This window comes from Curtobacterium citri, assembly GCF_030362955.1.
GTDB lineage: Bacteria > Actinomycetota > Actinomycetes > Actinomycetales > Microbacteriaceae > Curtobacterium > Curtobacterium citri.
The window spans coordinates 239117-265320 of the sequence record NZ_JAUCML010000001.1 but is presented as its reverse complement, the minus strand read 5'-3'; the positions used below and the strand labels follow the sequence as shown (position 1 = coordinate 265320).

31 protein-coding genes are annotated in these 26204 nt (G+C 72.6%); 9 read left to right on the top strand and 22 right to left on the bottom strand.

Features of this window, described 5'->3' with window-relative positions; all coding sequences use genetic code 11:
- Positions 1-18: 18 nt before the first annotated feature.
- The gene (locus QUG92_RS01305) at positions 19-810 is read right to left on the bottom strand and encodes a demethylmenaquinone methyltransferase (RefSeq protein ID WP_069712126.1); all 792 of its coding nucleotides are present in this window, start codon (positions 808-810) and stop codon (positions 19-21) included.
- Positions 811-894: 84 nt separating this feature from the next.
- On the opposite strand from QUG92_RS01305, the gene QUG92_RS01300 reads away from it, so the two are divergent.
- Complete coding sequence (locus QUG92_RS01300; RefSeq protein ID WP_289457393.1) at positions 895-2154, top strand: isochorismate synthase; 1260 nt, start codon at positions 895-897, stop codon at positions 2152-2154.
- A gap of 70 nt (positions 2155-2224) precedes the next feature.
- Here QUG92_RS01300 and menD read toward each other — a convergent pair whose 3' ends face one another.
- Together menD and QUG92_RS01290 are read right to left on the bottom strand one after the other, a co-directional pair.
- Positions 2225-3964: a 2-succinyl-5-enolpyruvyl-6-hydroxy-3-cyclohexene-1-carboxylic-acid synthase gene (menD, locus tag QUG92_RS01295; RefSeq protein WP_289457553.1), complete on the bottom strand. Its 1740-nt coding sequence runs from the start codon at positions 3962-3964 to the stop codon at positions 2225-2227.
- Positions 3957-4322 carry a PLD nuclease N-terminal domain-containing protein gene (locus QUG92_RS01290; protein ID WP_182045964.1) on the bottom strand — a complete coding sequence of 122 codons (366 nt, stop codon included), beginning with the start codon at positions 4320-4322 and terminating at the stop codon, positions 3957-3959. Before QUG92_RS01290 ends, menD begins: the two co-directional genes overlap by 8 nt.
- 79 nt (positions 4323-4401) lie before the next feature.
- On the opposite strand from QUG92_RS01290, the gene QUG92_RS01285 reads away from it, so the two are divergent.
- Complete coding sequence (locus QUG92_RS01285; RefSeq protein WP_289457391.1) at positions 4402-4755, top strand: DUF4229 domain-containing protein; 354 nt, start codon at positions 4402-4404, stop codon at positions 4753-4755.
- A gap of 28 nt (positions 4756-4783) precedes the next feature.
- On the opposite strand, the gene QUG92_RS01280 is transcribed toward QUG92_RS01285, so the two are convergent.
- The 4 genes from QUG92_RS01280 to QUG92_RS01265 are packed head-to-tail and all read right to left on the bottom strand — an operon-like array spanning position 4784 to position 8545.
- Positions 4784-5779: a 1,4-dihydroxy-2-naphthoate polyprenyltransferase gene (locus QUG92_RS01280; RefSeq protein WP_289457390.1), complete on the bottom strand. Its 996-nt coding sequence runs from the start codon at positions 5777-5779 to the stop codon at positions 4784-4786.
- A gap of 24 nt (positions 5780-5803) precedes the next feature.
- Positions 5804-6955, bottom strand: a complete 1152-nt coding sequence (locus QUG92_RS01275; protein WP_289457389.1) for an AMP-binding protein — start codon at positions 6953-6955, stop codon at positions 5804-5806.
- A 16-nt stretch (positions 6956-6971) separates the two neighbouring features.
- On the bottom strand, positions 6972-7901 hold the full coding sequence (locus QUG92_RS01270) for a 1,4-dihydroxy-2-naphthoyl-CoA synthase (RefSeq protein WP_289457388.1): 930 nt from the start codon (positions 7899-7901) through the stop codon (positions 6972-6974).
- A gap of 56 nt (positions 7902-7957) precedes the next feature.
- Positions 7958-8545 carry a hypothetical protein gene (locus tag QUG92_RS01265; RefSeq protein WP_289457387.1) on the bottom strand — a complete coding sequence of 196 codons (588 nt, stop codon included), beginning with the start codon at positions 8543-8545 and terminating at the stop codon, positions 7958-7960.
- A gap of 239 nt (positions 8546-8784) precedes the next feature.
- On the opposite strand from QUG92_RS01265, the gene QUG92_RS01260 reads away from it, so the two are divergent.
- The gene (locus QUG92_RS01260) at positions 8785-9765 is read left to right on the top strand and encodes an o-succinylbenzoate synthase (RefSeq protein ID WP_289457386.1); all 981 of its coding nucleotides are present in this window, start codon (positions 8785-8787) and stop codon (positions 9763-9765) included.
- 66 nt (positions 9766-9831) lie between these two features.
- Here the strand turns inward: QUG92_RS01260 and ccsB are convergent, their stop codons facing one another.
- The 6 genes from ccsB to QUG92_RS01230 all read right to left on the bottom strand — a co-directional run bounded on the left by ccsB (position 9832) and on the right by QUG92_RS01230 (position 16141).
- The gene (gene ccsB, locus QUG92_RS01255) at positions 9832-10806 is read right to left on the bottom strand and encodes a c-type cytochrome biogenesis protein CcsB (protein ID WP_289457552.1); all 975 of its coding nucleotides are present in this window, start codon (positions 10804-10806) and stop codon (positions 9832-9834) included.
- A gap of 5 nt (positions 10807-10811) precedes the next feature.
- A complete protein-coding gene (gene resB, locus QUG92_RS01250) occupies positions 10812-12485 on the bottom strand; it encodes a cytochrome c biogenesis protein ResB (protein ID WP_289457551.1) in 1674 nt (557 codons plus the stop codon).
- Between the two features lie 73 nt (positions 12486-12558).
- Positions 12559-13257 carry a cytochrome c biogenesis CcdA family protein gene (locus QUG92_RS01245; RefSeq protein WP_182046021.1) on the bottom strand — a complete coding sequence of 233 codons (699 nt, stop codon included), beginning with the start codon at positions 13255-13257 and terminating at the stop codon, positions 12559-12561.
- 45 nt (positions 13258-13302) lie between these two features.
- Positions 13303-13914 carry a TlpA family protein disulfide reductase gene (locus QUG92_RS01240; protein ID WP_289457385.1) on the bottom strand — a complete coding sequence of 204 codons (612 nt, stop codon included), beginning with the start codon at positions 13912-13914 and terminating at the stop codon, positions 13303-13305.
- Complete coding sequence (locus tag QUG92_RS01235) at positions 13914-14570, bottom strand: histidine phosphatase family protein (protein WP_289457384.1); 657 nt, start codon at positions 14568-14570, stop codon at positions 13914-13916. Before QUG92_RS01235 ends, QUG92_RS01240 begins: the two co-directional genes overlap by 1 nt.
- Before the next feature lie 80 nt (positions 14571-14650).
- A complete protein-coding gene (locus QUG92_RS01230; protein WP_289457382.1) occupies positions 14651-16141 on the bottom strand; it encodes a SulP family inorganic anion transporter in 1491 nt (496 codons plus the stop codon).
- A 77-nt stretch (positions 16142-16218) separates the two neighbouring features.
- On the opposite strand from QUG92_RS01230, the gene QUG92_RS01225 reads away from it, so the two are divergent.
- Positions 16219-16647: a MerR family transcriptional regulator gene (locus QUG92_RS01225; RefSeq protein WP_182045955.1), complete on the top strand. Its 429-nt coding sequence runs from the start codon at positions 16219-16221 to the stop codon at positions 16645-16647.
- Here QUG92_RS01225 and QUG92_RS01220 read toward each other — a convergent pair.
- On the bottom strand, positions 16644-16862 hold the full coding sequence (locus QUG92_RS01220; protein ID WP_182045954.1) for a hypothetical protein: 219 nt from the start codon (positions 16860-16862) through the stop codon (positions 16644-16646). The genes QUG92_RS01225 and QUG92_RS01220 overlap by 4 nt on opposite strands.
- Positions 16852-17181, bottom strand: coding sequence for a hypothetical protein (locus tag QUG92_RS01215; RefSeq protein WP_289457379.1), 330 nt, complete (start codon positions 17179-17181; stop codon positions 16852-16854). Before QUG92_RS01215 ends, QUG92_RS01220 begins: the two co-directional genes overlap by 11 nt.
- 156 nt (positions 17182-17337) lie before the next feature.
- Between QUG92_RS01215 and aspS the strand changes: the two genes are divergently transcribed.
- A complete protein-coding gene (gene aspS / locus QUG92_RS01210; protein WP_289457377.1) occupies positions 17338-18678 on the top strand; it encodes an aspartate--tRNA(Asn) ligase in 1341 nt (446 codons plus the stop codon).
- Positions 18679-18834: 156 nt separating this feature from the next.
- Here the strand turns inward: aspS and QUG92_RS01205 are convergent, their stop codons facing one another.
- From QUG92_RS01205 to QUG92_RS01185, 5 genes are all read right to left on the bottom strand, one after another.
- A complete protein-coding gene (locus tag QUG92_RS01205; RefSeq protein WP_289457376.1) occupies positions 18835-19128 on the bottom strand; it encodes a Dabb family protein in 294 nt (97 codons plus the stop codon).
- Complete coding sequence (locus QUG92_RS01200; protein ID WP_289457374.1) at positions 19125-19379, bottom strand: glutaredoxin family protein; 255 nt, start codon at positions 19377-19379, stop codon at positions 19125-19127. Before QUG92_RS01200 ends, QUG92_RS01205 begins: the two co-directional genes overlap by 4 nt.
- Before the next feature lie 78 nt (positions 19380-19457).
- Positions 19458-19556, bottom strand: coding sequence for a 30S ribosomal protein bS22 (locus tag QUG92_RS01195; protein ID WP_003792170.1), 99 nt, complete (start codon positions 19554-19556; stop codon positions 19458-19460).
- Between the two features lie 112 nt (positions 19557-19668).
- The gene (locus tag QUG92_RS01190) at positions 19669-19863 is read right to left on the bottom strand and encodes a helix-turn-helix domain-containing protein (protein WP_058729786.1); all 195 of its coding nucleotides are present in this window, start codon (positions 19861-19863) and stop codon (positions 19669-19671) included.
- Positions 19864-19996: 133 nt separating this feature from the next.
- Entirely contained in the window at positions 19997-20512 is a 516-nt protein-coding gene (locus tag QUG92_RS01185; protein ID WP_069712110.1) for an ArsR/SmtB family transcription factor, read from the bottom strand.
- Positions 20513-20585: 73 nt separating this feature from the next.
- On the opposite strand from QUG92_RS01185, the gene QUG92_RS01180 reads away from it, so the two are divergent.
- A complete protein-coding gene (locus QUG92_RS01180) occupies positions 20586-22019 on the top strand; it encodes a TrkH family potassium uptake protein (RefSeq protein ID WP_289457371.1) in 1434 nt (477 codons plus the stop codon).
- A gap of 40 nt (positions 22020-22059) precedes the next feature.
- Complete coding sequence (locus tag QUG92_RS01175; RefSeq protein ID WP_141718877.1) at positions 22060-22716, top strand: potassium channel family protein; 657 nt, start codon at positions 22060-22062, stop codon at positions 22714-22716.
- An 86-nt stretch (positions 22717-22802) separates the two neighbouring features.
- Here QUG92_RS01175 and proC read toward each other — a convergent pair whose 3' ends face one another.
- Entirely contained in the window at positions 22803-23633 is an 831-nt protein-coding gene (gene proC / locus QUG92_RS01170) for a pyrroline-5-carboxylate reductase (RefSeq protein ID WP_289457368.1), read from the bottom strand.
- Between the two features lie 41 nt (positions 23634-23674).
- Between proC and QUG92_RS01165 the strand changes: the two genes are divergently transcribed.
- On the top strand, positions 23675-24631 hold the full coding sequence (locus QUG92_RS01165; protein ID WP_289457367.1) for a cation diffusion facilitator family transporter: 957 nt from the start codon (positions 23675-23677) through the stop codon (positions 24629-24631).
- Here the strand turns inward: QUG92_RS01165 and QUG92_RS01160 are convergent.
- A complete protein-coding gene (locus tag QUG92_RS01160; protein WP_289457550.1) occupies positions 24612-25067 on the bottom strand; it encodes a nucleoside deaminase in 456 nt (151 codons plus the stop codon). The genes QUG92_RS01165 and QUG92_RS01160 overlap by 20 nt on opposite strands.
- Before the next feature lie 75 nt (positions 25068-25142).
- Between QUG92_RS01160 and upp the strand changes: the two genes are divergently transcribed.
- Positions 25143-25778, top strand: coding sequence for a uracil phosphoribosyltransferase (upp, locus tag QUG92_RS01155; RefSeq protein WP_069712105.1), 636 nt, complete (start codon positions 25143-25145; stop codon positions 25776-25778).
- Positions 25779-26204: the final 426 nt, after the last annotated feature.

Genomic DNA, 26204 nt, shown 5'->3' with positions numbered 1-26204 from the left:
TTCGGGGTCGAGGACCGGTCAGGCGTCGGTCGGGTCGACGCTCGGCTGCTCACCGGTGTGCTGGTGCTCACGGCGTGCCCGGGCCCGTCGGGCGACGGACTCGCGGACGGTGCCCTCGACCGGCTTGCGCCCGCGGTGCAGGGCCACGATCCCGGCCGTCAGGTTGCGGTGCGCGACCATCGTGAAGCCGACGCCGCGCAGCCACTGGCTGAGCACGTGCTGGTCGGGCCATGCCTCGATGGACTCGGCGAGGTAGCGGTAGGCGGCCGGGTTGCTGCTCGACAGCCGCGCGATGCCGGGGAGCACGCGCTTGAGGTACGTGCCGTAGCCGAAGCGCAGGAGCGTCATCGGCGGCGTGGAGAACTCGCAGATCACGACGCGGCCACCGGGCTTGAGCACCCGGAGCATCTCGGTGATCGCCTGCATCGGGTCGTTGACGTTCCGCAGCCCGAAGGAGATGGTGACGGCGTCGAACGTGTCGTCGTCGAAGGGCAGCTGCTCGGCGTCGCCCTCGACGAAGGTGATCTCGGGGTGCCGCTCGCGTCCGACGGCGATCATGCCGGCCGACAGGTCGAGCGCGGTGACCTCCGCGCCCTTCTTCGCCAGGGCCGCGGCGCTCGTGCCCGTCCCGGCGGCGATGTCGAGGACACGCTCCCCCGGCTGCGGGTCGACCGCACGCACCGTCGCGACGCGCCACAGCGGGGCGTTGCCCGCCGACAGGATGTCGTTCGTGAGGTCGTACTTCGCGGCGACGTCGTCGAACATTGCCGCCACCTCGTCCGGCCGCTTGCTCAGGTCCGCTCTGCTCACCGCACCATCCTAGAGGTCCCGGCCCGACGGTGGCCGGACGCCCGGCCGGGGTCCGGCCACCGGCCGCGCGCGTACGATCGGTCCGTGACCCGAACCACCACGGCGGCCCCCTCGCTCACGGTCTCGACCCGGATCCTCGACGACCCGGGTGACGTCCTCCGCCACACCCTGCGGGACACCCCGTTGGCGTTCGTCCGGGGCGGCGACGGCATCGTCGGGATCGGCGAGGTACTCCGCTTCACGTTCTCGGGTCCGGACCGCATGCGCCGGGCGTCCGCCGTCTGGCGCGACCTCGTCGGCAGCGCGCGGGTGGACGACCCGGTGCAGCTGCGCGGGACCGGTCTCGTCGCGTTCGGGTCGTTCACGTTCGCCGACGACTCCGCCGAGGAGAGCGTGCTCGTCGTCCCGCGGGTCGTCATCGGCAAGCGGCGCGGGAAGGCGTGGCTCACCGCGGTCGACACGACCCCGGACCCCGAGCCCCTGGCGTTCTCCCGCACCTCGGCCCCGGTGCCGAGCGTCGGCGGCCACGTGTCGGTCGCCCTCCGACCGGGCAGCATCGACGAGGACGCCTACGCCGCCGCGGTCGCCGACGCCGTCCGCCGGATCGCCGCCGGCGAGGCCGACAAGGTCGTCCTCGCCCGCGACCTCGTGGGCACGCTGCCGCCCGGTGCCGACCGGCGCGCGGTCCTGCTGGACCTGGCGGCGGCGTACCCGCAGTGCGTGACGTTCGCCGTCGACGGACTGGTGGGGGCGACGCCGGAGACCCTGGCGCGCACCGACGGCACCGAGCTGTCCGCACGGGTGCTCGCCGGGAGCGCGGCCCGCGGGACCGACCCGGCGTCGGACCGTGCGGCCGCCGAGGCGCTGGCGTCGAGCGCGAAGGACGTCGAGGAGCACGGCTTCGCGATCGCGAGCCTGCTGCAGGCGCTCCGGCCGATCGCGACCGACCTCCGCGCCGACCCGGAGCCCTTCCGCCTGCAGCTGCCGAACCTCTGGCACCTCGCCACGGACGTGCGCGCGACCCTGCCGGTCGGGACCACGTCGCTCGACGTCGCGGACGCGCTCCACCCGACGGCAGCCGTGGCGGGCACCCCGACCAACGTCGCGGTGCGGCTCGTCGCGGAGCTCGAGGGCGTCGACCGTGGCCGCTACGCGGGACCGGTCGGGTGGCTCGGGGCGAACGGCGACGGCGAGTGGATGCTCGCGCTCCGCAGCGCCCGGATCGACGCCGACGGGACGGTCCGGGCATGGGCCGGTGCGGGGATCGTCGCCGGGTCGGACCCGGCGCGCGAGGTCGCCGAGACCGCCCTCAAGTTCCGTCCGGTGCGCGACGCCCTGGCCTGACGCGACGCGACCCGACGCACCGCACCGCACCGCTCCGGCCTGACCCGACGCAGCCGGCGCCGGCCGCCCGTCAGTCGGTCAGCGGCACCTCGACCACGAGCCGCTGCGCCGGGTCGGTGAGCACGGCCTCCAGGTCGCCCCACGTGGCCGCGCGCCGGTACTCCCAGCCGAGCCCGGTGACGACCCGCTCGACGTCGACGTGCTGCGGCGTGGTCATCATCCGGCGCATGTCCTCGTCCGGCGTGGTGCGTGCGACCTCGAGCCCGCGGAAGATCGCGCCGCCCGAGTCGTTGCCGACGACGACCTGCACGCGGTGCGTCCGCTCCTCGGTCCCGGTGACGAACGCGCCGAGGTCGTGCAGGAACGTCAGGTCACCGACGAGCACCCGCGTGGTGCCGACCGAGTCCGCCGTCCGCTCCAATGCCGCGGCGATGCCGAGCGCCGTCGACACGGTGCCGTCGATCCCCGCCAGGCCGCGGTTGGCGTGCACGCGGAGCTTCTTGCCCGCGACGTGCGCGTCCGCGACGCGGATGAGCTGCGACGCCCCGAGCACGAGCCGGTCGTGCGGCCACGTCACCCCCCACACGGCCTCGACCAGCATCGTGCGGTCGACGGACCGGCGGCGCAGTGCGACCTCGTCGCGCAGGAAGCGGTTCCGCTCCGCGCGGTCGCCCGAGCGCTTCGCGTCGAGGTCGGGACCGGCGTCGCCGTCGCCGAGCACCGCCCGGCTCGTCGTCACCCACCGGCCGACCCACGCGCGGTGTGCCGGGGTGGTCCGGCCGGTCACGCGGACGTCGGAGACGAACGTGGTCGCCGCGTCCGGACGGGAGGCGCGTGCCGGGTCGTACGGGTCGGCTCCCGCCCCGCGGACCACGATCGTCTCGACGTCGGGTCGCTGCAGGAGCGCGGGGACCTCTCGGCTGAGCGTGGGGTGGCCGAGCACGACGGCGCGGCGGACCGCACCGCCGAGCTCCGCGTCGCGGAGCAGGTCGCGGTAGGCCACGACCAGGTTCCGACCGAAGCGCGCACCGCTCGAGACCTCCGCCAGCAGCGGCGCACCGAGCTCCCACGCGATGCGCTCGGCGTCCGGCCCGGCGTCGTGCCCGGCGATCACGACGGTCGCGGGCTCGTCGTCCGGCGTCAGCTCGGCGACCGCGAGTCCGGCGTGCACCCGGCGCTGCGCGTGTTCGAGGTCGACCTCGTCGTCCGGTACGCCGGTGACGTCCTCGGCGCGGAGGCCGGCGGAGAGCGGTTCACGGAAGGCGACGTCGAGCTGCACGGGCCCGGGTTGGCCGGTGTGCCCGGCGGCGACCCCGACGGCCTCGCGCGCCAGCGAGCGCACCGCGTCGACGTCGACGCTGCCCGCCGTGGGTGCCTGGACGTCGCGCACGAAGGACACGGCCGGTCCGAAGAGTCCGGGCTGCACGGTCGTCTGGTTGCTGCCGATGCCCCGGAGCTCGGTCGGCCGGTCGGCGCTCAGCACGATCATCGGCACGCCGGAGTGGTGCGCCTCGAGCACGGCCGGGTGCAGGTTCGCCACCGCGGTGCCGGAGGTGGTGACGACGGCGGCGGGCCGACCGGACTCGACGGCGAGCCCGAGCGCGAAGAACCCCGCGGTCCGTTCGTCGAGCCGGACGTGCACGGTCACGCCGCCCGCGCGCTCGAGCGCGACCGCGGCCAGGGCGAGCGCCTGCGAGCGGGAGCCCGGACTGACCACGACGTCGGTGACGCCCGCGCGCGCGAGCTCCTGCAGCAGCGCCAGGGCGAAGTCGGTCGCCGGGCTGCCCGATCCGGCGGACCCGTCAGCGATCGGCGGTGCTGCCGTCGTCGCGTTCGTCCCGCTCGCGGAGTCGGTCTTCGAGGTCTCGGAGGGTTGCGTCGTCCTGGTCCGTTCCGGTGCGGGGTGACCCGGGGGCACGGGGGCCGCCGAGGAAGTCGGGGTCGTCTTCGGGACCACGGTACCGGGGCGTCGGTCCGGGCGTCGCCGGGGCGCGGCCGAGCACGAACCAGAGCAGTCCGCCGAGGACCGGCAGGACGATCACGAGCAGGATCCACCAGCCGCGACGCAGTGAGCGGATGCGTTCCCGGGGCATGGTCGCGCAGTCGATGGCCGCGTACACCGTGAACGCCACGGCGGCGACGGCGAGGACCAACCAGAGACGGACCATCCCAGGAGCCTACGGACCGCGCCTGGGACGTACCTGCCGGTCAGCCGTTCCCCCACCGCGGGTTCCGTAGACTCGTCGGGTGAAAGCGTGGCTCGTCTACACCCTTGCCCGACTCGGCATCTTCGCCGCGGCGCTGGCCGTCCTGCTCGTCATCGGCCTGCGGTGGTACTGGGCGGCGATCGGTGCGGCCCTGATCGGTCTGCTCGTGTCCTACATCGCCCTGCCGGGGCTGCGCGGCCGGGTGACGTCGAGCATCGCGTCGCGTCGCGCCCGACCGGAGCACGACGCGGACTCCGACTTCGAGGACGACTTCGTCGACGCCGCGGACTCGGACGCCGCTGACACCGCCGCTGCCGAGCACGCCGCGCCGGCCACGCGTCCGGTCTCCGACGCCGAGCGTCACCGCGTCCGTCACGAGCGCGACGAGGACTGACCCGGCACCCGACGGCAGGACCGAGCGGCTACGGCAGGAGCACGAGCGTCAGGCCGAGCACGACACCGAACGCCAGCGACGCGAACGACGACAGCTGCAGCGCGGTGACGAGCTCGCGGGGCTTCCGCGTGGAGACGCCGATGACGAGCGCCGGCAACGCCAGCAGCAGTGAGAAGTAGGCGAACCCGGTGCGGAAGTAGAGCAGGACGAACCAGAGCAGCACGACGTACGGCAGCATGAGGAACAGGCCGTACAGCACCCGGGCGACCGGACGTCCGACCACGACGGCGAGCGTCCGCTTGCCGGCCAGTCGGTCCTCGTCGATGTCGCGGATGTTGTTCACCATGAGCACGGCGCAGGCGAAGAAGCCGGCCGCGACCGCCGCTGCCCAGCCGCTCGTGGTGACCTCGCGGATCTGCACGTACTGCGTCCCGAGCACCGCGACCAGGCCGAAGAAGACGAAGACGAAGACCTCGCCGAGCGCGTTGTACCCGTACGGCTTCTTCCCGCCGGTGTAGAACCACGCGGCGACGATCGCGGCCGCACCGACGACCAGCAGCCACCAGAGGCCGGTGAGCGCGACGATGAGCAGGCCGGCGACCGCCGCGAGCCCGAAGAACGTCAGCGCGACGGTGAGCACCGTGCGGGGCTTCGCGAGCCCGGCGCCGGTCAGACGCGCCGGTCCGACGCGGAACTCGTCGGTCCCCCGGACACCGTCGGAGTAGTCGTTGCTGTAGTTCACACCGATCTGCAGGAAGAGTGCGACACCGAGGGCGAGGAGCGCGACCGCCAGGCGGTGGTCGTGCCCGAGGTAGGACCCGAAGTCGCCCGGCTCGCCGGAGTCGACGAACGCGACACCGGTGCCGAGCACGACCGGGACGACACCGAGCGTCAGCGTGCGGAGCCGGGCACCGCCGATCCAGTCACGGGCGGTCGCCCGCTGCTTGCCGCGCTGCGGTCGGGCGGCCTTCGCGGGGTTGCCGCTGCGGCCCTTGGTCCGGTTCGTGTTCTTCGTACGTGCCACGACCGACCATCGTATCCGCGCTCGCTACGCCGGCGGTGCACCGTCGGGGTCGGCGAGCACGCGGACGGCCCGTCGGTCGGGCTTCCCCGTGCCGAGCATCGGCACCGCGTCGACGACGAGGACGTCCGCCGGTCGGGCAGCCCGCCCGAGGAGGTCCCCGACGTGCGCGCGGACGGTGTCGAGGTCGAGCGGCTGCTCCGTGACGACGACCGGCACCTCGCCCCACTCCCCCGACGTCCGACGCGTCACGACCGCGGCGTCCTGCCCGGGGAGCTCGCGGACCCGCCGTTCGACCGCGCCGAGCGGCACCTTCTCGCCGCCCGACACGATGACGTCGTCGAGTCGGCCGAGCACCCGGAGCCGGCCGTCGTCGTCGAGCGCCGCGGCGTCGCCGGTGCGGTACCAGCGGAGCCCGTCCCGCTCGGTGAAGGTGCGCGCGGTGCGGTCCGGGTCGTCGAGGTACCCCTCGGCGAGCATCGGGCCGGCGAGCTCGAGCGCCCCGTCGACGAGTCCGACGCGGACGGTGCCGAAGGGGGTGCCGTCGTAGACGCAGCCGCCGCTCGTCTCGCTCGCCCCGTAGGTGGTGACCACCCGGACGCCCGCCTCGAGCGCGCGCCGGCGGAGCGGTGCCGGGGTCGCCTGACCGCCCACGAGGACGGCGTCGAAGCGGGTCGCCGCGGCCCGGGCCCGTGGGTCGTCGAGCACGCGGGCGAGCTGCACCGGGACGAGCGAGGTGTAGCGCCGCGGGGCCTCCGGACCGACGTCGAGCCGGTCGACCGCGTCGGCGAACGCGGCGGCCTCGAAGTGACCGGGTGGCACCACGACGGGCGAGGTGCCCGAGGCGATCGACCGCGTCAGGACGTTGAGGCCCGCGATGTAGTGCGTCGGCAGCGCGAGCACCCAGCGCCCCGGGCCGCCGAGTGCGGCGTCGGCCGAGGCGGCTCCGGCGAGGAGCGCATCGGCGGACAGCGCCACGCGCTTGCCGGTGCCGGTCGACCCGCTCGTCTCGACGACCAGGGCGACCCGCTGCGCGACGTGGGACGGTGGCGGCGTCGGCAGCGCCGGGGTGTCCACCGCGACCGGCAGGAGTGCGGGGCCGCCGGCGAGGGCGGCCTCCAGTCCGCGCAGCACGGCCGTCGGGTCCGACGCGCCCAGCGCGACCAGCGGACGGGTCACCGCAGGTCCCCGGCCCTCAGTAGTGCCACGGGAAGGCGGTCCAGTCGGGCTCGCGCTTCTGGAGGAAGGAGTCGCGCCCCTCGACCGCCTCGTCCGTGCCGTAGGCGAGCCGCGTCGCCTCGCCCGCGAAGACCTGCTGACCGACCATGCCGTCGTCGACCGCGTTGAAGGCGTACTTCAGCATCCGGATCGCCGTCGGCGACTTGCCGAGGATCGTCTCGCCCCAGCGGAGCGCCTCGCGCTCGAGGTCGGCGTGCGGCACGACCTTGTTCACCGCACCCATCTCGTACGCCCGCTGCGCGGAGTACTCCTCCGCCAGGAAGAAGACCTCGCGCGCGAGCTTCTGCCCGATCTGCCGGGCGTAGTACGCGCTGCCGTAGCCGCCGTCGAAGGACCCGACGTCGGCGTCGGTCTGCTTGAAGCGCCCGTGCTCGGCGCTCGCGATGGTCAGGTCGCAGATCGCGTGCAGGGAGTGCCCGCCGCCGGCGGCCCAGCCGGGCACGACCGCGACGACGACCTTCGGCATCATCCGGATGAGGCGCTGGACCTCGAGGATGTGCAGGCGGCCCATCGAGGCCTGCGCGGCGGCCGGGTCGACCCCCTCGGGCGGAGCGCCCTCGTCGCCGACGTACTGGTAGCCGCTCCGGCCGCGGATGCGCTGGTCGCCGCCGGAGCAGAACGCCCAGCCGCCGTCCTTCGGGCTCGGGCCGTTGCCGGTGAGCAGGACGACGCCGACGCGCGGGTCCTGCCGGGCGTCGTCGAGGGCGCGGTACAGCTCGTCGACCGTGCGGGGACGGAAGGCGTTGCGGACCTCCGGGCGGTCGAACGCGACCCGGACGATGCCCTGCGAGACGTGCTTGTGGTACGTGATGTCGGTGAACTGCGCCGCGACCGGGGCCTCGGTCCAGACGTCGGGGTCGAAGAGGTCGGAGACGGGAGCAGCCATGCCTCCACCGTACCGCCGGCGGATCACGTGCCACCGGTGCCACCGGCGCCACCGGGCTACATGCCGGTGAGAGCCTCCGGCGCGACGACGACGAGCAGCACGATGAGGATCACCGGGTTCGCGAAGAACGCCAGCACCACCCCGACCGCGCCGTACCACCGGCCGAAGGAGCCGACCGCGGCGATGAACCCGAGCACCGCGGCGATGAGCGTGAGGAACACGACCACGAAGCAGATGCCGAACGCGAAGGTGGTGTCGCCGCCCATGAACACCGCGAAGGCGCTGGCGTCGACCGCGGCGGACACCACCGCGAGACCGAGCGCGATCTTGCCGATGACCGGGTTGCGGCGCCGACGGCTCTGCGCGAGGGTCCGGGTGTCCACCGAGCCCCGCTGCAGCATCCGCTCGAAGTCGCCGTTCGCAGCGGTCGTGCCCGAGGTTCCTCGTCCGCGGGGCGACGCCGCAGCCCCCTCGGTCCGCTGCGGGGTGCGTTGGGCCGGACCACGCGGAGCGGCGGCACGCTGCGGCGCTGCTGCTCGCTGGGTCGCGGTGCGCTGCGCGGCGGCACGCTGCGCGGCGGCACGCTGTGCTGCGGCGCGCTGGGCGGCGGCGCGCTGGGCGGCCGCTCGCTGCTGGGCGGTCACGGGGTCGTCCGACGTCGGGCGGCCGGTTCGCTGGCCACGCTGCTGCGGATCCGACGCCACCGGCCCTCCCTCTCCTCGGTCGCCACACGTCCGTGCCGCGAGCTGCCGCGGCACCGCCGACGCTGGGCCGACCGGTGCATGCTAGTGCCCGGCCCTGGCGGTCGGCTCCGAGGTGTCGGCGCGAGCGCTGGGTGCCGTCGCGGTGGCACCGACCCCGACCGCGCGGGTGATGATGGGGTGTGCTCCCCGACCTCGACGACCTGACCGCCGACGCCCACGTCGTGGCCCTGCCGATGCGCGTGCGGTTCCGTGGCATCACCGTCCGCGAGGCCCTCGTCCTCCGCGGTCCCGCCGGCTGGACGGAGTTCTCGCCGTTCGTCGAGTACGACGACGCCGAGGCCGCCGCATGGCTCCGCGCCACGGTCGACTTCGGGTGGACCGACCACGAGCCGGCCGCGGACTCGGTGCCCGTCAACGCCACCGTGCCCGCGGTCGCCCCCGACGAGGTCGCCGGGCTCCTCGCCCGCTACCCCGGCTGCACGACCGCGAAGGTCAAGGTCGCCGAACCCGGCACGACCGTCGACGACGACGTCGCCCGGGTGGCGGAGGTCCGCCGGGTGATGGGTGTCGACGCGGACGTCCGGGTGGACGCGAACGGACTCTGGAGCGTCGACGAGGCCACCCGGGCCCTCGAGCGACTCGCGCCCTACGGCCTGCAGTACGCCGAGCAGCCCTGTCGGACCGTGCCGGAGCTCGCGGCCCTGCGCTCGCGCACCGCCGGGCTCGGCGTGCCGATCGCCGCGGACGAGAGCGTGCGGAAGGCCGCCGACCCCCTCGCCGTCGCGCGCGCGGGAGCCGCCGACGTGCTCGTCGTGAAGGCGCAGCCGCTCGGCGGCGTGACCGCGGCGCAGGCCGTGGTCGCGGACGCGGGACTGCCGTGCGTGGTGTCCAGCGCGCTGGACACGTCGGTCGGACTCGGCATCGGGGCGTTCCTCGCGGCGGCCGCGATGACCCCCGGCTACGCGGCCGGGCTCGGGACGGCGGCGATGTTCGCCTCCGACGTCACCGCGTCACCGCTGCTGCCCGTCGCCGGGCGGGTGCCGGTCCGGCGCATCGAGGTCTCGCGGGACCTGCTGGAGCGGAACGCGGCGTCGCCGGAGCGGACGGCGTGGTGGCTGGCGCGGCTCGCGCGCGTGCACGCGCTGCTCGCCGCGGCCTGACGACGGACGGGAGGCGCGGTGCCAGCTGGCACCGCGCCTCCCGTCCGTCGTGTCGTGTTCAGCGACTCACAGGCCCGAGTAGCTGTGCAGGCCCTTGAAGAAGACGTTGACGACGGAGAAGTTGAACATCACCGCGGCGAAGCCGATGAGCGCCAGCCACGACGAGCGGGCGCCGCGCCAGCCGCGCGTCGCGCGAGCGTGGATGTACCCGGCGTAGACGACCCAGATGATGAATGTCCAGACCTCCTTGGTGTCCCAGCCCCAGTAGCGACCCCACGCACGCTCGGCCCAGACGGCGCCGGCGATGAGGGTGAAGGTCCACAGCACGAAGCCGACCAGGACGACCCGGTAGGTCAGGACCTCGAGCCGGTCGGCGTCCGGCAGCGTCTCCATGAAGCGGAGCTGCTTGGAGACCGGGCGGCCCTGTCGGTAGGTCTGCACGAGCTGCGCCACCGCGAGCCCGGCGCCGAGCGCGAAGAAGCCGGTGCCAGCGATCGCCACGAAGACGTGGATGACGAGCCAGTAGGACTGGAGCGCGGGCTGCAGCGGGACGACCGGGACCCAGTAGTTCACGGTCGCGATGCCGAGCAGGATGATCGTCAGGCCCGTGATGAAGACGCCGAGGAACTTCAGGTTCTGCCAGAGCTGCACCAGCAGGAAGATCAGCGTGATGAGCGCCGTGCCGGTCAGCGAGAACTCGAACATGTTGCCCCACGGCACACGGTCCGCAGCGATGCCCCGCAGCACGGTGGCCGCGACGTGCAGCACCAGCGCGAGGATCGTCATCGCCATGCCGACCCGCTCGAACTTCGTGCCGCCACCGCCGGACCGACCGGAGGAGGTGTCGACCTTCTCGAGCACGACGGTCCCGCCCTGGACGGTCGCGACGGTCCGTTCCTCGGGCGCTGCGGCACCGGCAGCCGCCGTCACCTGACCCGCACGCTTGGCCATGTCGAGCGCGAACGAGATGAACGCGATGACGTAGACCGCCATGGCCGAGTACGTCAGCACGACCGAGTAGGTCGCCAGGTTCGTCGTCATGTCGTTCACGCAGGAATCCTAACTCCGAGGTCCGACAGGTGCCGGCGGGCGATGTCGTCGACGGCGCGCTCGAGGTTGGGGTCCTCGCCTCGCGCCAGGCCGGCGTACTCCAGGTCGTACTCGCCGTGCTCCGCGCCGCGGCGCGGGACGGCCTTCACCCACACGCGGCGGCGCGGGACGAACAGCGACACGAGCAGGCCGAGGGTGGAGAGCAGCGCGAATCCCGCGACGTACGCCTGCGACGGGTCGTGGTGCACGTCGAGCGAGACGTAGCGCTTCACGCCGTCGAACGTGATCGAGCCGGTGCCGTCGGGCAGGGTCTTCGTCTGTCCGGGCTTGAGCTCGATGCTCGCCGTCGACGACTGCCGTCCGGCGATCTGCTCGAGGCCGCTGGTGTCGAGCGAGTACACGCTCTGCGGGACCCCGCTGTCGAGCCCGAGGTCGCCGCGGTAGACCTGCAGCGTCAGGAGCGGGTTCTGCGCGTCCGGGTAGGCGCTCGCGAACGCCCCGGTCGAGAGCTTCGACGCCGTCGGGTAGAAGAAGCCGACCATGCCGAGCTGCGACGGCTTCGCGTCGGGCACCTTGAGCACACCCGTCGACGTGTAGTTCGCATCCTCCGGCAGGAAGGGCACGACGTCCTGGAACGCGACGTTGCCCTGCCCGTCGCGGACGGTGACCTGCATGGCGTAGCCGTTGCCGAGCAGGTAGACGTTCGTGCCGCCCACGGCGAGCGGGTCGTTCACCCCGATGCGGCTGGTCTTCGCAGCTTGCCCCTTCTCCTGGCTCGTGACGGTCGCCGAGTAGTCGAGCGCCTGCCCGAGGGCGTCGAGGTTCTTCTCCTCGTACGTGGTCGTGAACTTGTCGAGCGTCAGGTTGTAGCCCTTGAGGTCCGTCTGCCGGAACCACCGACCCGGGTTGAACGAGTCGTACGATCCGAGGACGTTCGAGAACGTCTGCCCCTCGACGAGCAGTCGCTGCCCGGTGTAGCTGAAGCCACCGCCGAGACCCACCGCGACGAGCACGCCGACCAGCGCCGCGTGGAAGACGAGGTTGCCGGTCTCGCGCAGGTAGCCGCGCTCCGCGCTCACCGAGTCGCCGAACCGCTCGACGCGGTAGCCGGAGCGCTTCAGGAGCGCCATGGCACGCGTGACGGCGTGGTCGACGGACGGGAGGCCCGTGGCCGCGTCCGTCGCACCGCTCGCGCGGGTGGCGGGCGCGGTCAGGGCGTCGGCGTCCACCGGCACGGACCGGTAGCCCGCCAGGCGGCCGAGTCGCACCGGGGTCCGGGGCGGTCGCGTCCGGAGCGCCTGCCAGTGGTGCTTCGTCCGCGGGACGATGCAGCCGATGAGCGAGACGAAGAGCAGCAGGTAGATCGCCGAGAACCACACCGAGGTGTAGGTGTCGAAGACCTGGAGCGCGTCGAGCACCGGGAAGAGCTGCGGGTGGTCCGACTTGTACTGCACCACACCGTTCGGGTCCGCCGTGCGCTGCGGCACGAGCGAGCCGGGGATCGCCGCGAGGGCGAGCAGCATGAGCAGGAACAGCGCCGTGCGCATGCTCGTCAGCTGCCGCCAGGCGAAGCGCAGCGACCCGACGAAGCCGAGCTTCGGCTGGGTCACGCCCCCGTCGTCGCCGGAGGCCGCCGGGGCTGCGCTGTCGACGTGGTCGGACGGCCGCATCGGGTCGCCGCCGGAGGTCGTGTCGTCGACGGGCGCCGGACCGGCGTCCGTGCCGACGGGCGTGGTGTCGTGCTCAGACCGCGGGGACAAAGCTCTGGATCACCGCCCCGACGCTCGACATGACGGCCGACCAGATGCCGGTGACCATGAGCAGACCGATGACGATCAGGATCGCTCCTCCGATGATGTTGACGGTGCGCATGTGGCGCTTCACGGCGCGGATCGCACCGGTCGCCCAGCCCGCACCGAGGGCGACGAGGACGAACGGGATCCCGAGGCCGAGGCAGTACGCGACGCCGAGCCACATGCCCTGCCACGCGCTGCCCGACTGGACGCTGAGCAGGTTGATCGCGGCCAGGGTCGGGCCGAGGCACGGGGTCCAGCCGAGCCCGAACACGATGCCGAGCAGCGGGGCACCGACGAGCCCGGTCGCGGGCGTCCACGACGGCTTGATCGTGCGCTGCAGGAACGTGAACCGACCGACGAACACGAGGCCCATCGCGATCACGACGACGCCGAGCACCTGCGTGATGAGGTCACGCCAGCGGACCAGCCAGAACCCGAGCGCGCCGAACACCGTCGTGTACGCCACGAACACGGCGGTGAAGCCGAGCACGAACAGGAGCACCCCGAGCACGACCCGACCGCGACGCTGCCCGCCCTCGGCGATGCCGCCGACGTACCCGAGGTAGCCGGGAACCAGGGGCAGCACGCACGGGGACAGGAACGAGACGAGCCCGGCGAGTGCGGCGACGGGGAGCGCCACCAGCATCTGGCCGCTCAGGATCGCGTCGGCGAAGGGGTTGCCGGGCACGGGTCAGGACGCCTTGCCGGAGAGCTCGTCGCTGACCAGGGTGTCGAGGATGCTCTTCCCGTCGATCGCACCCAGCACCCGGGCGGCGACCCGGCCCTGCTTGTCGAGGACGATCGTCGCCGGCACCGCGTTCGGGGCGATCTGGCCGGACAGCGCCAGCTGCACCGTGCCGTCACGGGCGTCGAGCACGGTCGGGTAGTCGACGCCGAAGGTGCGCTCGAACGCCGCCGCCGTCCCTTCCTCGTCGCGGACGTTGACGCCGACGAAGGCCACGTCGTCGTCCGCGTGCTCGTCGTGCACCTGGTTGAGGTACTTCGCCTCGGCACGGCACGGCGGGCAGCCGGCGTACCAGAAGTTGAGGACGACGACCTTGCCGCGCAGGGCCTTCGCCGAGACGGTGTCGCCGTCGGTGTCCTTCGTCGTGAAGTCCACCGGGTCAGTCCGCTTGTCCACCGCGACCTCGGTCACCGCGCCGGTACCGGAGATGTAGTTCTGGGTCGTCCCGCTGCCGTACTGCTCGGACAGCTTGTCGTTCGACGACGAGCACCCGGCGAGCGCCAGGGCTGCTATCACCGCCGTCGCCGCGAGGGTGGCGAACCGGGTCCGGGTGGGCATCAGACTGCTCCTTCGTCGACGGCGGACACGCGCAGGGACTGCGCCGGGTCCGCGTACCCGACCTCGGTGAAGCGACCGGACGAGGTGGCGGGCACACGCTCGAGGGTCGTGATGCTGGAGAGGTCGCACCGTCGCTTGCGCGGGTCGTGCCAGAGCGGCTCCCCCGCGAGCTTGCGGTGCACGGTCCAGATGGGCAGCTGGTGGCTGACGAGGACGACGTCGCCGCCGTCCGTGCTCTCCCACGCCGACGTGACCGCGGCGAGCATCCGGGACGCGATGGAGTCGTACGCCTCGCCCCAGCTCGGGCGGAACGGGTTCGCGATCCACGGCCACTCGGTCGGGCGGCCCACCGAGCGCTTCGTGAAGCCCGGCCGCTGCCCCTCGAAGCGGTTGGTCGGCTCGATGAGTCGTTCGTCGAGCGTGACGTCGAGCCCGTACGCGGCAGCCCACGGTGCGGCGGACTCCTGCGTGCGCTGGAGCGGCGAGGCGACGATCCGGCGGACGTCGACCCCGGCGTCGTGCCACGCGGTCGCCGAGGCGGCGGCCATCCGGGTGCCGAGCTCGCTCAGGCCGAAGCCGGGCAGTCGGCCGTAGAGCACTCGCCCCGGGTTGTGGACCTCGCCGTGCCGGACGAGGTGGATCCGTGTCGCGGGCATGGGTTCCAGTGTAGGTCGCTCCACCGACCTCACCCGCCCCACAGCGGATCCACGGCATGTGCGACCGTTCAGCCCGGCCGTCAGTCGAGACGGCCGGTCAACCTGCCGTGCAGGGCGACGGAGCCGGTGTTCAGGTTCACCACCTCGACGGTCGAGCCGTGCCGCGCGTACCGCTGCTCGATGCCGTCGAGCGCCGCGACCGTGCTCGCGTCGAAGACGTGGGCGTCGGACATGTCGATGACGACGCGCTGCGGGTCCTCGGCGTACGAGAACCGCGTGACGAGGTCGTTGGACGAGGCGAAGAACAGCGCACCGCGGACCCGGTAGCGCACCGTGTGCTCGTCGACCGGCTCGCGCACGACCGAGACGACGTGGGCTGCCCGCCGGGCGAAGACGAGCGCGGCCACCACGACGCCCACGATCACCCCGGTGGCGAGGTTGTCGGTCGCGACGACGACCACGACGGTGATCACCATGACCGCGGTCTCGCCGAGCGGCATCCGGCCGAGGGTGCGCGGTCGGACGCTGTGCCAGTCGAAGGTCGCGACGCACACCATGAGCATCACCGCGGTCAGCGCGGCCATCGGGATCTGGGCGACCAGGTCGTGGAGCACGATCGTCAGCACCAGGACCGATGCGCCCGCCGCGAAGGTCGACACCCGTGTCCGTGCCCCCGCGGTCTTCACGTTGATGACGGTCTGCCCGATCATCGCGCACCCGCCGGTCCCCCCGAAGAAGGCCGAGGCGATGTTCGCGATCCCCTGGCCCCACGACTCGCGCCACGCGCTCGACCGGGTCTCGGTGAGCGAGTCCACGAGCTGCGCGGTGAGGAGCGTCTCGATGAGCCCGACGATCGCGACGCCGAACGCGTACGGTGCGACGATCTGCAGGGTCTCGAGAGACAGGGGCACGGTGATGCCGCCGAAGCCGGGCAGCGCGGTGGGCAGGGCCCCCTCGTCGCCGACGGTCGGGACCACGACCCCGAAGACGATCGTGATCGTGGTGACCACGACGACCGCGATCAGCGGCGCGGGGACGGCCCTGGTCAGGAACGGGAAGCCGATGATAATGCCCACGCCGAGCGCGGTGAGCGGCCACACCACGAACGGGACGTCGGGTCCGAGCAGGTTCGGCAGCTGCGCGGTGAAGATGAGGATGGCCAGGGCGTTGACGAAGGCGACGTTGACGCTGCGCGGGATGAACCGCATGAGCCGGGCCACGCCGAGGAACCCGAGCACGACCTGGAACACGCCGCCGAGCACCACGGCGGGGACGAGGTAGGCGACGCCGTGGTCGCGGACGAGCGGTGCGATGACGAGTGCGACGGAGCCCGCCGCCGCGGAGATCATCGCCGGGCGGCCGCCCACGATCGAGATCACGACCGCGATCACCACGCTCGAGAACAGCCCGACGGCCGGATCGACGCCGGCCACGACCGAGAACGAGATCGCTTCGGGGATGAGGGCGAGCGCGGTGACGACACCGGCGAGGACCTCGCGCGTGAGCAGGCGGGGTGACCGGAGTGCACTGAGGACGCTGGGTGCCGCGGGGGCGTGGGGTGCGATGGACATCGTCCGTAACCCTACCCTGACGTGAGGGTAGGGTTGCCGCAGGGACCCGGGGACAGCCCGGAGGAAGGTCTGCGAGCATGACGTCCGTGAGCACCATCGAGCCAGGCGACGCGACCGAGAGCGCCGACACCATGCACATCGGCGAGCTCGCCGAGCGCGCCGGCATGTCCCTCCGCACCATCCGTCACTACGACGAGGTCGGCCTGCTCGTGCCCAGTGGACGGACCACCGGCGGGTTCCGCGTCTACACGGTCGGGGACCTCGAACGACTGCTCGTGATCCGACGCATGAAGCCACTCGGCTTCACGCTCGACGAGATGGCGGAACTCCTGCGCGTGGTCGACGCGCTCGCCACGGCCGACCCGGAGGGCCGCCCGGCCCTCGCCGCCCGTCTCGACGGGTACCTCGACGATGCCCGCGCCCGGCACGCGAAACTCGTGGAACGCGCGGGCATGGCCGAGGAGTTCATCGGCACGCTCGGCACCCTGCGCGCCTCGCTCCCCTAGCGGCGTCGACCGACCTGGAGCTCGCCGTTCCGGACCAACCTCGCGCGCTCCTGCCGCGCCACCCGCCACTCCTCCTGACGACGCAGCAGTTCGTCGTGCTCCCAGATGAGCCGCCGGGCCTTCCACGGGCGGAACCGGTAGCGCCGGCGGACGCGTTGCCGCCACTCTTCCTGCCGTCGCTCGATCAGGGCCAGTACCGGGTCGTCAGCCGTCATCGTCATCCCTTCCCGTGATGAGTCCCAGCACCAGCGTGCCGAACACCGAGTCGTCACCGCGAAGACCCTGCATGTCGTACATCGCGTTGGCACCGACAGTGCCGACCTCGGCGCGGCCGACATCGCCGTCACAGACCTGGTCGACCGTCCACACGAACCGCGCCCAGGCCCGGTCGCGTTCCTCCCGCGCCACGTCCCGCCGCCACCGCAGCACGGCCCACAGCCCGCCGACCAGTGCGCCGACCAGCGTCAGCGCCGACCCGACCGCCGCGGCCACCACCGCCGCCACCGCGGCGGGTGGCCAGGCCGCGAGTCCCACTCCCGTCGCCGTCATCCGGGACCCCCTCTCGACTCGCGACCCGACCACGCAGACGACGGTACGGATCCGCCCGACGCGACCCGGGCCTCCCGGCCGTATCTGTGGAGACGACCCACGAAAGCAGCCCCTGTGGAGGAGGCCGTAGACTCGACGACCGTGATCGAACGCACCCGCATCGCCGACCTCGCCGCCCTCCCCGACGGCCCCGTTGCCGTCGCCGGCTGGGTGGAGACCGTCCGCGACCAGAAGAAGGTCCAGTTCGTCGTGCTCCGCGACGAGACCGGCGCCGCCCAGCTCGTCAACCCGGCGACGCGCGAGGCCGAGGACGGTGACGACGACGCCCGGGCGCGACTCGCCATCACTGACGAGATCTCCGGGCTCGCCCACGGCACCTTCGTGCACGTCCGCGGGACGCTGAAGCACGACGAGCGCGTGAAGCTCGGCGGGCTCGAGGTGAAGGTCGGCTCGCTCGAGGTCGTCAGCGCCGCGAAGCCGGAGACGCCCATCGCGGACGACTCCTCGCTCGACAAGCGCCTCGACTGGCGCTTCCTCGACCTGCGCAACCGCAAGCAGAACCTGATCTTCCGCATCCAGACCACGATGGAGCACGCGTTCCGCACCTACTGGGTCGAGCGCGACTACATCGAGATCCACACCCCGAAGCTCATGGCGTCGGCGTCCGAGTCGCGCGCCGAGCTCTTCCAGCTCGAGTACTTCGAGACGACCGCCTACCTGGCGCAGTCGCCGCAGAACTTCAAGCAGATGGCGCAGCCCGCCGGCTTCGGCGCGGTGTTCGAGATCGCCGACGCCTTCCGCGCGGACCCGTCGTTCACCAGCCGCCACGCCACCGAGTTCACGAGCGTCGACGCCGAGATCTCCTGGGTCGAGTCGCACCACGACGTCATGGCGATGCACGAGGAGCTCCTCGTCGCGGGCTTCACCGCCGTCAAGGAGAAGTACGGCGAGGAGATCGAGGAGGTCTTCGGCTTCGAGTTCGTCGTGCCGACCGCCCCGTTCCCCCGCGTGACGCTCGCCGAGGCCCGGAAGATCGTCGCCGACAGCGGACACGACGTCGTGCGGGCGGACGGCGACCTCGACCCCGAGGGCGAGCGCCGCGTGAGCGCGTGGGCGAAGGAGACGCACGGCTCCGAGTTCGTGTTCGTGACCGACTACGACGCCACGATCCGGCCGTACTACCACATGCGGCACGCCGACGACCCGACGCTGACGAACAGCTACGACCTGCTGTTCAACGGCGCGGAGATCTCGACGGGCGCCCAGCGCGAGCACCGTGTGGAGACCCTCGAGGCGCAGGCCGTCGAGAAGGGTCTCGACCCGGAGGAGCTCGGCTGGTACCTCGACTTCTTCCGGTACGGCGTCCCGCCGCACGGCGGGTTCGGCATGGGCCTGGCGCGCGTGCTCATGCTCGCGCTGCACGAGCCGTCGATCCGCGAGGTCACGTACCTGTTCCGCGGCCCGACGCGCCTGACCCCGTAGACAGCGGGCGCGGCGCGACCTGCCGTCGCACAACAGGAAGCGGCTCGAACCGGGGAATCCCGTGGTTCGAGCCGCTTTCCGTTGTGCGGAGCGCGCAGCGGCGCAGCGGCGCAGCGCGGCCGTCGCAGCCCGAGGCCGCCGGCCGGGAGGCGCGCCTCACCCCTCCCAGTCGATGGCGGCCCGCCCCGTGACGAGTTCGCGGATCTGCGCGGCCGCAGCCTGGTGCTCCGGGTGGAACTGGTACTCGTCGAGCCCGGCGAGGTCGTCGAACGTCGCGACCACCGCGACGTCCTGGTTCTTCCCCGGGTAGGCGACGTTCTCGACCACCTCGAGCGAGCGGATCGACCCGATCGTGCCGACGAGGCCGGTCAGCAGCTCGCGGATGCGCGTGGTGACCTCCACGCGGTCGAGGTCCTCGCGGACGGTCCAGGAGACGACGTGGTGGATCATGCGCGGGCCTCCGCCTGCTCGAGGGCACGACGGAGCCGGTCGGCGTCGACGTGCCAGTTGCTGTGGACCCGGCCGTCGACGAGCACGACCGGGATGTCCTCGGCGTACTCCTTGCGCAGCGCGTCGTCGTCGAGGATCGACCGCTCCTCGAGGGTCGCGCCGGGGTGCGCCGCCACGACCTGCTCGACGACCGGTCGGGCGTCGTCGCAGAGGTGGCAGCCGGGCTTCGTCAGGAACGTCACGGCGGGCATGGCTCCATTATGACCATTCCGGGGAACACGAAAGCCCCGGCGGACCGGGGCTTCGGGTGCAAGTACTGGACTTGGCGCTTACTTCTTGTTGCGACGCTGGTGACGCGTCTTGCGAAGGAGCTTGCGGTGCTTCTTCTTCGCCATGCGCTTGCGACGCTTCTTGATGACAGAACCCATAGTGGACCTCGCTCGGAACGATGCTGATGTGTGGACACCGGGCCCGAAGAGACCGCGGAAAATCAACCCGGTCGAGTCTAGCGGAGCGCAGCGGTCCTGTCGAACGAGCCGCTCAGCCGACGTCGGCGATGCCGCCGCGCAGGAGCTCGGCGACCGCCGACTCGGGCACGCGGAACGAGCGGCCGAACCGGATCGCAGGGAGCTCGCCGGCGTGGACCATGCGGTAGACCGTCATCTTCGAGACGCGCATCATCTCGGCGACCTCAGCGACGGTGAGGAAGCGCACGTCGTCGAAACTGCCGGTCATGGTCCGCCTTCGGGTGGCCGTGCGCGTTCGGTTGGGCGCACGGATCGGTGTGACCTGTGTGGTCAGGGGTAACTGTAGGGGCGCGTGGGACCGCGTGTCCAGGAGACTCCGAGCGGACGCACGACCGGGTGCGTCAGTCGTCCTCGCCCTTGCGCGTGAAGCGCTTGCGGCTCCGGTCGACGACACGCTCCCAGCCCTGCTGGGCGCCCGTGAACGCCGCGGTCGCGCGGTGCGACGCCTCGGCCATCACCCGTCCGAGCTCGGTCCCGACCTCGACCCCGGACCGGCTCGGCGTGCCCGTCCGGCGGAACGACACCGGCTGGCCGTCGAGCGTCCAGGACGTCGTCGCCGGGGTGCCGTCGGCGTCGACGGCGCCGGTGAACGGCACGACCCACTCCTCGAGCCGCACGAGCGGTTCCGGGTCGAGGCGGTAGAAGCGGTGCTGCCCCTCCTCGCGACTCGACACCAGCCCGTGGTCGCGCAGGACCCGGAGGTGCTTGGACACGGTCGGCTGGCTGACGCCGATCTTCGCCACGAGCTGGCCGACGCTGAGCTCCCCGCCGGTCGCGTCCGACCCGTACGCCGTGAGCAGGGCGCCGAGCAGCTCCCGCCGGGTCGGGTCCGCCACGACGGTGAAGATGTCGGCCATGCGGCAAGGCTAGCCGCGCCGTCACGGATGTACCATGACCGCTGTCCGACGCCCATGTCCCCGGAGGCATACGATGCTCGACCGCACCGAGGCGCTCCCGCCGCAGGTGAGCGACTCCCGGCGGCAGGCTGGCCGGATCGCCGCCGTCCTCCGGTCGTCGCCGTCGCGGCTCGCGATCCTGGTCTTCGTCGCGCTGATCCTCGTCTTCACCGTGCTGTTCACGACCCCGCTGGCCTCGGCTGACGGCACCACGACGCACTTCGCGGACGCCCTCTTCACCGCAGCGTCGGTCGTGTGCGTCACCGGACTCGCGACGGTCGACATGGCCACGCACTGGTCCGTGTTCGGCAAGGTCCTCATCGTGGTCGGGACGCAGATCGGCGCCGTCGGCGTGCTGACCTTCGCGTCCATCCTCGGGCTCGTCGTCACGCGGCGGCTCGGCCTGCGCGCGAAGCTCATCGCCGCGGGTGACTCGAACCCGCTCCGCACCCACAGCGGCGCGGTGCCCGAGGGACAGGCCGTCCGCCTCGGCGAGGTCGGCACCCTCCTCCTGACCGTCGCCGTGAGCACCCTGACCATCGAGGCCGCCGTCGGCCTGCTCCTCCTGCCGTCGGTGCTCGTCGCGGGCTACCCCTTCTGGACGGCGGTCGGCGACTCCTTCTACTACGCCGCGATGGCGTTCACGAACACGGGCTTCTCGCCGAACGCCGAGGGGCTGGCCCCGTTCGCGAACGACTACTGGTTCCTCACCCTGCTCATGGTGGCGGTCTTCGCCGGGTCCATCGGGTTCCCGGTGATCCGGGCGCTGACCAAGCAGTTCCGCACCCCGCGACGCTGGCCCATCCACGTCAAGCTGACCCTGACCACGAGCGCCGTGCTGCTCGCCCTCGGCGCCGTGGTCTACACCGCGCTCGAGGCGTCGAACCCCCGGACCCTCGGCGACGCGGGAGCGGGGCACACGGCGTTCCAGGCGCTCTTCTTCTCGATGATGACCCGGTCGGGCGGCTTCGCGACGATCGACGTCGAGCAGATGCACGGCGCGAGCCTGCTCGTGACCGACATGCTCATGTTCATCGGCGGCGGATCGGCGTCGACGGCGGGCGGCATCAAGGTGACGACCCTCGCCGTGCTGTTCCTCGCCGCCGTCGCCGAGGCCCGCGGACGCCGGAGCATGGAGGCGTTCGGGCGCCGGATCCCGAGCGACGTGCTCCGCGTGGCCGTGGCCGTCGTGCTCTGGGGCGCGACCATCGTCGCCGTCATGACGATCGTGCTGCTGCAGATCACGGGCGACTCGCTCGACCGGGTGCTCTTCGAGGTCATCTCGGCCTTCGCCACCTGCGGACTGAGCTCCGGCATCTCCGCCGAGCTGCCGGAGGCCGGCAAGTACGTGCTCGCGGCCACGATGTTCCTGGGCCGGGTCGGTACAGTGACGATCGCCGCCGCGCTCGCCGCCAGTCAGAGCCGGCAGTTGTTCCGTCGTCCCGAGGAGAGGCCGATCGTTGGCTGACCGCCGTCCCCGCAGTGCACCCCACCCCGCCACCGGAGCCGTGAGCCACGACGCGCCCGTGCTCGTCCTCGGCCTCGGCCGGTTCGGCGCCGCGACCGCCGGGCAGCTCGAGCGCCAGCACCGCGAGGTGCTCGTCGTCGACACCGACGCGGGGCTCGTGCAGAAGTGGTCGGACCGGGTCACCCACGCGGTGCAGGCGGACGCGACCGACATCGACGCCCTCCGGCAGATCGGCGCGCAGGACTTCGCCATCGCCGTCGTCGCGGTCGGCTCGCACCTCGAGTCGAGCGTGCTCATCACGTCGAACCTCGTCGACCTCGGCATCCCGCAGATCTGGGCGAAGGCCGTCAGCCGCTCGCACGGCACGATCCTGTCGCGGATCGGGGCGAACCACGTCGTCTACCCCGAGCGCGAGGCCGGCGAGCGGACCGCGCACCTCGTGTCCGGTCGGATGCTCGACTTCATCGAGTTCGACGACGACTTCGCCGTGGTGAAGATGTTCCCGCCGCGCGCCGTGCGCGGGAAGGACCTCGCCACGACCGTGATCCGCACGCGGCACGGGCTCACCGTGCTCGGCATCAAGTCACCGGGTCGCGCCTTCGTGCCGGCGACGCCGGAGAGCGTCATCGGCGAGGACGACGTCATCATCGTCTCGGGGACCGAGACGGACCTCGAGCGGTTCGCGGCGCTCGAGTAGCGACTGCGAACGCACGGGCGGACGGACGGGAGGCACGGTGCGGGCCCGCACCGCGCCTCCCGTCCGTCGGTCGGTCACCGCGGCCGTCAGGACGCGGCGATCTCCTCGGCACGCGCGATCGCCGCGTGCGACGCGCGTGTGAAGGTGCCGGCCAGGTCGGCGTCCTGCAGGACGGCGATCGCCCGCTCGGTGGTGCCCTTCGGGCTGGTCACCGCGCGTCGGAGGTCGGCGGGCTCGCGTCCCGACGCGGCGAGGAGCTCGACCGCGCCCCGCAGCGTGCCCTGGACCATGACCGCCGCCTGCTCCGGCGTGAAGCCGAGGCCCTCGGCGGCCTGCTGCCACTGCTCGACGAGCAGGAAGACGTAGGCCGGGCCGGAACCCGACACGGCGGAGAGGGCGTCCAGTCGCGCCTCGGGCACCTCGATGACCTGTCCGGAGGCGGTGAAGACGGACGAGGCGAGGGCGACCGCTCCGGCGTCGGCGGTCGAGCCCGCGCTGATGCCGGTGACGCCGTGCCCGACGCCGATCGGGGTGTTCGGCAGGGCCCGGACCACGCGCACGCCGGCGGGCACGCGGGCCTCCATCGACGCGGTGGTGGTGCCGACCGCGACGCTGACCACCACGGCGCCCGGGTGCAGGGACGCGGCGACCTCGTCGAGGACCTCGCCGACCAGGTACGGCTTCACGCCGAGCACGACGAGTCCGGCATCGCGGACCGCCGCCCGGTTCGCATCGGGGTCGGTCTCCGTGGCCGCGGCGTCCAGCCCACGACCGCGCCAGGCCGCCGCGGAGCCCTCGGACCGGGTGGTGAGCGTCACGGTCGCGGGGTCGAGACCGGCCGCGAGGAGACCGTCGAGGACACTGCCGGACATCGACCCGACGCCGAGCATGGCGGTGCGGGGCAGTTCGATCGTCATGCTCCCGACCCTATCCACCGCCCGCGCCTAGGATCGGTGCCGTGAGCGCATCAGGAGGCACGCGGGCGATCTTCGCCGCACTGGCCGCGAACATCGGCATCGCGATCGTGAAGTTCGTCGCGGCGGCGATCAGCGGGTCGGCGGCGATGCTGGCCGAGGGCGTGCACTCCCTCGCCGACTCGGTGAACCAGCTCCTGCTCCTGCTCGGCGGGCGCCGTGCGCGCCGTGCCGCGGACGAGGAGCACCCGTTCGGCCACGGTCGCGAGCGCTACGTGTACGCCTTCGTCGTCTCGATCATCCTGTTCAGCATCGGTGGGGTCTTCTCGCTGTACGAGGGCATCGAGAAGCTCCGCGAGCCGCACCCGCTGACGAACTGGTGGCTCCCGGTCGCCGTGCTCGTGATCGCGATCGGGCTCGAGGGCTTCTCGCTCCGCACCGCCCTGCGCGAGGCGCGACCGCAGAAGGGCTCCCGGTCGTGGGTGCAGTTCGTGCGTCGCGCGAAGGCTCCCGAGCTCCCCGTCGTCATGCTCGAGGACACCGCTGCGCTGACCGGCCTGGTGTTCGCCTTGCTCGGCGTCGGCCTGACCGTCGTCACCGGCGACGGCGTGTTCGACGCGATCGGCACGATCCTCATCGCCCTGCTGCTCATCGCCGTGGCCGTCGTGCTCGGCATCGAGACGAAGAGCCTGCTCGTCGGCGAGGGTGCGACCGCCGCCGACGTCGAGCGGATCAAGGCCGCCGTGCTCGACGGGCCCGAGGTCGACTCGATCGTGCACCTGAAGACCCTGTACCTCGGGCCCGACGAGCTGATGGTGGGCATGAAGGTGGCCGTCGACGGCGACCGGCGGCTCGGCGACGTGGCGGCCGGGATCGACACCGTGGAGCAGCGGGTCCGGGAGGCGGTGCCGATCGCCCGCGTCATCTACATCGAGCCCGACGTGCTCCGGACCGGGCCCCGGCCACCGACCGAGGCGATCGTCATCCGCGCGGCCGACTGAGGGCTCGGCGCCGCTCGCGGAAGAACGCGTCGAGCAGGTCGGCGCACGCCTGCTCCCGGACCCCCGCCACGACCTCGGCGCGGTGGGGCAGGCGGCGGTCCCGCGCGATGTCGTACAGGCTGCCGCTGGCGCCCGCCTTCGGGTCCCAGGCACCGAAGACGATCCGCGGGACCCGTGCGGCCAGGGCGGCGCCCGCGCACATCAGGCACGGCTCGAGCGTGACGACCAGGGTGTGCTCCGCCAGGTGCCGGTCCCCCGTGACCGCCGCAGCGGCGCGGAGCGCGAGCACCTCGGCGTGCGCGGTGGGGTCCTGTCGTGCCTCGCGCTCGTTCCGCCCCACGGCGACGACCGCACCCGAGGCGTCGACCACCACGGCACCGACCGGCACGTCACCGGTCACCAGGCATGCGCGGGCCTCGTCGAGCGCGCGGTCCATCGCGGCGGTCCAGGGGCGGGCGGCTGGGTGTTCCACGCGTCGATCCTGCCCCATCGGCACGGTACGCTCGACTCCATGCGAGTCCACGTCGCCGACCACCCGCTCATCACCCACAAGCTCTCGGTGCTCCGCGACCGGACCACACCCTCCCCGACCTTCCGGGCCCTCACCGAGGAGCTCGTCACGCTCCTCGCGTACGAGGCGACGCGGAACGTCCGGGTGACGGCCACGCCGATCGACACCCCGGTCGCGCACACGATGGGCGTCTCGATCGCGAAGCCCCGCCCGCTCGTCGTCCCGATCCTCCGCGCCGGCCTCGGCATGCTCGAGGGCATGGTCAAGCTCGTCCCGACCGCCGAGGTCGGGTTCCTCGGCATGGCGCGCAACGAGGAGACGCTCGAACCGCAGACGTACGCGGAGCGGCTGCCCGACGACCTGTCCGGCCGCCAGTGCTTCGTCCTCGACCCGATGCTCGCGACCGGCGGCACGCTCGCCGCGGCGATCGACTTCCTGTTCGACCGCGGTGCCGAGGAGGTCACGTGCGTGTGCATCCTGGGCGCCCCCGAGGGCCTCGCGATGGTGGAGCAGGCCGTCGGCGACCGCAACGTGTCGATCGTCCTCGGCGCGCTCGACGAGAAGCTCGACGAGAACGGCTACATCGTCCCCGGTCTCGGCGACGCCGGCGACCGCCTCTACGGCCTGGCCGAGTAGCACCGCTTCCCCTCGACGCCGTCGTCCCGCGATCGCCCGCGCCGGGACGACGGCGTCGTCGCGCGCGGCCTGTCCACTCCGCCGCCACCGTCCGGTCGGACGGTTGACACCGCGTTGGTATACCGCCGATACTCGTGGCATGACTGCAACCGTGCCCACCCGAGTCCTCTGCGAGGCCCTGGGGACCGCCGGCACGATGATGCCGGCGACGGCGGTCATGCGTTGTCGAATGTGTGCCTGATCGGTACCCGTTCCAGCCGGATCCCCCGCGACACCACCCCGGTCGCGAGCGTGTGATCCCCGGGTGACGCCACCTCGTCGACGCGCAGGCATCGCGTCCGACGTGCCGGTCACCCTCCCGGAGGCCCCGGTCCACCGCAGGACCGCAGGGCGACACGGCGATCAGCCGTACCCGGACCGACGCAT